This window comes from Sinomonas sp. G460-2 (assembly GCF_047759905.1).
In the GTDB taxonomy this organism is placed as follows: Bacteria; Actinomycetota; Actinomycetes; order Actinomycetales; family Micrococcaceae; genus Sinomonas.
In genome coordinates, this window is the sequence record NZ_JBKZWT010000279.1 from 1 (window position 1) to 4,724 (window position 4,724).

Genomic DNA, 4,724 nt, shown 5'->3' on the forward strand with positions numbered 1-4,724 from the left:
GTCGCGCTCGCCTGCTCGTGAGCAAGGTCGATCCGTGGTCCGTGCTCAAGATGGCGTTCCTGCTCTCGGTGGCTCTCGGCATCGTGACGGTCGTGGCGTCGATCGTGCTGTGGACTGTCCTCGACATCACGGGCATCTTCGACAAGATCAACGGCCTCCTCGGTGAGGTCGCTGGTTCGGAGAGCGGCGGGTTCGACCTCAAGAAGGTCGCCTCGCTCGGTCAGGTCGCCTCGTTCGCGACGATCATCGCGGTGGTCAACGTGGTGCTCCTCACGGCACTTTCGATGCTTACGGCGGTGCTCTACAACATCGCCTCTGCCCTCGTGGGCGGGATCGGCGTGACCCTTACGGACGACTGATTTCGATTTGGCCGGTGGCCCCGGGGTGCTGTAAAGTCATATCTCGGCCAAAGGCCACATGGGGGCGTATAGCTCAGGCGGTTAGAGCGCTTCGCTGATAACGAAGAGGTCCCAGGTTCAAGTCCTGGTACGCCCACGGAACCTGTTTTCCGGCGTGGAGGTGCCCGTGAAGAAGTTGATTGCCCTTGCAATCGCTGCTCTTGCGGGCGCCTTTCTTGTACGGAAGATCCAGGAGTCCGAGGCCCAGAAGAAAGTGTGGAGCTCGACGACGGACACCGTCGACTAGTCTCCACCCGCGGGCCACGCGGGGGCATGGCGCAATTGGTAGCGCACCTGCTTTGCAAGCAGGGGGTTAGGGGTTCGAGTCCCCTTGCCTCCACCCGATGAAGAATGAAGAAAGCCAGGCGTTCTGAACGCCTGGCTTTCTTGTTTCCCCAGATCAGGCGCCTGCCCTAGCAAGTCGGGCGTCGTGGTCAGTTGATTCCGCCGTTTGCGCGGAGGGTCTGGCCGTTGCAGCCTATCGACGGCGGGGCCGTGCCCCCCGCTCCTGTCCCCTTGATGCTTCTCAATCGGTCGCAGGCCCGGCGCGTCTCATCGAGGCGCGTTTTCCGGGCACATGACGCGGACAGGAGCGGGAAGCACCGCCTACGCCGAGCGCTGGTACGCGCGGAACGCCGCCGTCGCGAGCCCGCCCATGACGACGGCGAGAGCCGCAAGGAGCCCCAGGTCGCCCCACACGGTGCCCCAGTCGGGTGATGACCTAAGGGCCTCGCGCCCGGCCGCGACCGCCCACTCGAACGGGTTGAACCGGGCGAGGTCCCGCACCCACGAGGGCGAGAGCCGCGTGTCCATGATCGCGGAGCTGATGAACATGAGCGGGAACGAGAGCAGCTGCGAGATCCCGATGAGCGCCGTCTGCTGCCGCGCCATGAGCGCCACGGCGTTCGAGAGCGCGGAGAACACGAACGTCAGGAGGATCGCGGCGACGAACAGGAGCGCGAGGCCAGCCCACCCGCCATCGAATTTAGCGCCCGTGAGCCACGCGATCGGGAGGACGACCGCGGTCTGGATGACCGTGAGGACCGCCTGGAACAGCATGGTCGAGACCATGAGCGCGCCACGGCTCGTGGGCGAGGTCAGGAAGCGGTCCATGACGCCACGGTCCATGTCCTGGATGTACGAGGTACCTGCCCACGCGCTCCCGAACAGCGCCATCATCATGACGATGCCCGGCGTCATGAAGTCCACGTAGCTCCCCGACGCGAACCCGGGGATGTCCGCGATCGACTTGAACAGCTGGCCGAACAGCAAGAGCCAGATCATCGGTTGGACGAGGTTCATGACGAGGTACATGGGCATCCGCCAGAAGCCCCGGAGGAGCCTCGCCGTGAGGAAGGCCGTGTGCGTGACCGGCGCTGAGGACGCCGGGCGCGTGGGGCTGGCGGCCCGGGTCAGGGTCATCTCGCTCATGCCGCCACCTCCTCGCCGATGGCGGCCGAGTAGGCCCGGCCTGTGTGGCGGAGATAGACGTCGTCGAGGCTTGGGCGGGCGACGGTCGCCGAGGCGACCGCGATGCGAGCCCCATCGAGCGCCGCGAGGACGCGCGGGAGGGCCGCGGCGCCGTCGTCCGTCCTGCAGCGCACGGTGCGCCCGTCGCGCGAGACCTCACGCACGTCGCCGAGGTCCGCCATCGTGCGGGCGGCGGCCACCGGATCTGCGTCGAGCCCCGTCTCGACGATCACGGCGTCGCCGCGGAGCTCGCGCTTGAGCCCTTCCGGCGTGCCGCTCGCCACGATCCGCCCAGCGTCGAGGATCGCGACGTGGGCGGCGAGCCGATCGGCCTCGTCGAGGTAGTGCGTGGTGAGGAGCACGGTCATGTTCTCCGTCCCGGCCATGGCCTCGATCTCGTCCCACATGTCCGCGCGCGCCTCCGGGTCGAGTCCCGTGGTCGGCTCATCGAGGAACAGCACGCTCGGGCGGTGCATGAGGCCGACGGCGACATCGAGCTTGCGCGCCATCCCGCCGGAGTACGTCTTCACGAGGCGGTCTCTCGCTCCGCTGAGCGAGAAACGCTCCAAGAGCTCGAGCGCCCGCGCTTTTGCGGCAGGACCTGGGAGGCCCTGGAGCCGGCCGGCGAGCACGAGGTTCTCGTACCCCGTGTCCATGGGATCGCACACGGACTTCTGCGCGACGAAGCCGATGGCTGCGCGCACCTTGTCGGGGTGGCGGGCGACGTCGATCCCCGCCACGCGTGCGCTGCCTGAGTCTGCGCGGGAGAGGGTCGAGAGGATCTTTACGGCAGTCGACTTCCCGGCGCCGTTCGGGCCGAGGAGTCCGAAGACCTCGCCGGCAGCGGCCTCGAACGTGAGGCCGTCGAGGGCGCGGACAGCGGGCTTGCCGCGTCCGCCGGGATAGCTCTTGGCGAGTTCGACGGCGGTGATCGCCGCGCCGTTGCGCGGCGTCTGATGTGGTGACATGGGTGGATTCCTTCGGTGGGGTCCTCCCACGGGGCCAGCACTACAATGGCCGTACCCCGGGCCGACGCGGCGCTTCGCGCGCTGCGGCAGGTGACACTGGAGGACTCGGGTGGTGGCGGCTCGGATGTTGGCGCATCCGGGCCGCCGTTTTGCGGTTGCCGCGCTCGGGGGCGTGGCGGGGCCGATCAGGCCGTTGTTTCTCCCCCCTCTCCCAGTCGGGCCGCGAGCTGCGCGGCGATCTCGTCGCGGGAGACTCCGTCGGCGAGGGCGGCGTGCAGGCCCTCCCAGAGGTCGAGCCCGCCGAATGTCTTGCGGTCGATGCGCTCGAGGAGATCGGCCACGAAGGCCCGCTCGGCCTTCTGGATCGCGAGTCGGTAGGAGGACTCGATGAGGAAGAGTTCGGGGAGGCCGTTCGCGCTCGTGTCTTCGAGCTCCCTCCGGTCGCGGATCTCGCCGTCGAGCCGCTCGAGACGCTGTTCGAGGCACGCCCGCGCCTCGCCGGGGGTCAGCATCGGCAAGAGGGAGAGCCCGGCCTCGAAGTCGGGGTATTCCTTGACGGGCCGCGCGAGGAGATCCCGCAGCCAGTCGAGGGCCTCGGTCATGCCGGCGGGCGTGATCTCGTACACGATGCGTTCGGGGCGGTTGCCCTCGCGCTCGGTGCGCGCGGCGCGGATGAAGCCGTGCGATTCGAGCGAGCGGATCACCGCGTAGAGCGAGCCGAAATTCAGGCGGATGCTGTCCTGCTTGCCTCGCTCGCGCAGCGTGGTGGTGATCTCGTATGGATACATGGGCCGCTCCCAGACGCACGAGAGTACGGCCAGGGCGAGCGGGTTCGATACTGGGCGCTTGGGCATGGCCTGGTCGACTCCCCTATCCGATTCCTAATACTTTATTCAGAGTATTCTTCATGGAATGCTCGGTCAAGAGCCTAGAGTGGTCGGGTGACCCTCCTCCTCGCTGCTGCCGGCGTGCTCGGCGTCTCCGCGTCCGGGCCCCTCATCGCAGCAACACTCGCAGGAGGCTCCGTCACCGCGCTCGCGATCGCGTTCTGGCGGAACGCCCTCGCGGCCGTCGTCATGGCGGCTCCCGTCGCGGTCCGCGAGCCGGCGCAGTTTCGGCGCCTCGGAAGGCGCGAGTTCATGTGGTCCTCCATCGCGGGCGTCGCGCTCGCGTTCCACTTCGTGTGCTTCATCCTGTCGCTCACGCTCACGTCCGTCGCGGCGTCGACGGCGCTCGTGTGCCTCCAATCCGGCTGGATCGCGGTGTTCTCGCTCGTGCGCGGGCGAAGGCTGCCGCCCGCGGTCGTGGTGGGCCTTGGCCTTTCCTTTGCGGGCGTCGTCGCGATCACGGGGCTCGACCTCGGCGGCGGCTCGCACGAGGCGCTGCTCGGTGACCTGCTCGCGGTCGCGGGAGGCATCCTCGCCGCGCTCTACACGATGGCAGGCGGACAGGCCCGCCGGACCATGAGCACGGGAACGTACACGGCGCTCTGCTACGGGGTGTGTGCGGCTGTCGTGGCGATCCTCGCGGCCGCGTCCGGCCAGCGACTGGCCGGTTTCGAGCCGATCGGCTGGGTGGGCATTCTCGCGATCACGGTCGCGGCCCAGCTCGTGGGGCACACCGCGTTCAATCACCTCGTCGCGACGCTCAGCCCGCTCGTCGTGTCGATGATCATCCTGCTCGAGATCCCCGGGGCCGCTATTCTCGCGGCCGTGTTCCTGCACGAAGTGCTCCCGGGCGGGATCTACGGGGGGCTCGCGGCCATCCTGGCCGGACTCGCCGTCGTCGTCCTCGGGCAGCGCCGCTCACGGCGCGAGCCGCGCAGTCAGCCCGAACTCGGCGCGGACTAGGGCGCCTATTGAGCGCCGCGAGCCTCGCGTTCGGCGCG

At 68.5% G+C, this 4,724-nt stretch carries 6 protein-coding genes and 2 tRNA genes; 5 read left to right on the forward strand and 3 right to left on the reverse strand.

Translation table 11 applies throughout. The annotated features are described in order from the left end of the window. The 4 genes from ACLN58_RS17965 to ACLN58_RS17980 all read left to right on the forward strand — a co-directional run. Nucleotides 1-359, forward strand: a 359-nt coding sequence (locus ACLN58_RS17965; RefSeq protein ID WP_415856612.1) for a DUF3566 domain-containing protein, incomplete at its 5' end; no start/stop codon positions are given. A 62-nt stretch (nucleotides 360-421) separates the two neighbouring features. Next, nucleotides 422-495: transfer RNA gene (locus tag ACLN58_RS17970), tRNA-Ile, on the forward strand. Nucleotides 496-525: 30 nt separating this feature from the next. Next, a complete protein-coding gene (locus ACLN58_RS17975) occupies nucleotides 526-645 on the forward strand; it encodes a DLW-39 family protein (RefSeq protein WP_415856613.1) in 120 nt (39 codons plus the stop codon). Between the two features lie 20 nt (nucleotides 646-665). After that, nucleotides 666-738, forward strand: a tRNA-Ala gene (locus tag ACLN58_RS17980). 266 nt (nucleotides 739-1,004) lie between these two features. Here ACLN58_RS17980 and ACLN58_RS17985 read toward each other — a convergent pair. From ACLN58_RS17985 to ACLN58_RS17995, 3 genes are all read right to left on the reverse strand, one after another. Further along, nucleotides 1,005-1,829, reverse strand: coding sequence for an ABC transporter permease (locus ACLN58_RS17985; protein WP_415856614.1), 825 nt, complete (start codon nucleotides 1,827-1,829; stop codon nucleotides 1,005-1,007). Continuing rightward, the gene (locus tag ACLN58_RS17990; protein ID WP_415856615.1) at nucleotides 1,826-2,836 is read right to left on the reverse strand and encodes an ATP-binding cassette domain-containing protein; all 1,011 of its coding nucleotides are present in this window, start codon (nucleotides 2,834-2,836) and stop codon (nucleotides 1,826-1,828) included. The genes ACLN58_RS17985 and ACLN58_RS17990 overlap by 4 nt, the downstream gene beginning before the upstream one ends. A gap of 185 nt (nucleotides 2,837-3,021) precedes the next feature. Beyond that, nucleotides 3,022-3,690: a PadR family transcriptional regulator gene (locus tag ACLN58_RS17995; RefSeq protein ID WP_415856616.1), complete on the reverse strand. Its 669-nt coding sequence runs from the start codon at nucleotides 3,688-3,690 to the stop codon at nucleotides 3,022-3,024. Nucleotides 3,691-3,777: 87 nt separating this feature from the next. On the opposite strand from ACLN58_RS17995, the gene ACLN58_RS18000 reads away from it, so the two are divergent. Beyond that, a complete protein-coding gene (locus tag ACLN58_RS18000) occupies nucleotides 3,778-4,686 on the forward strand; it encodes a DMT family transporter (protein WP_415856617.1) in 909 nt (302 codons plus the stop codon). Nucleotides 4,687-4,724 lie beyond the last annotated feature (38 nt).

What these genes read in the sequence shown, in the direction of transcription:
- ACLN58_RS17985 (WP_415856614.1), bottom strand. Translation starts at nt 1,829, where the DNA reads ATGAGCGAGATGACCCTGACCCGGGCCGCCAGCCCCACGCGCCCGGCG.
- ACLN58_RS17990 (WP_415856615.1), bottom strand. Translation starts at nt 2,836, where the DNA reads ATGTCACCACATCAGACGCCGCGCAACGGCGCGGCGATCACCGCCGTC.
- ACLN58_RS17995 (WP_415856616.1), bottom strand. Translation starts at nt 3,690, where the DNA reads ATGCCCAAGCGCCCAGTATCGAACCCGCTCGCCCTGGCCGTACTCTCG.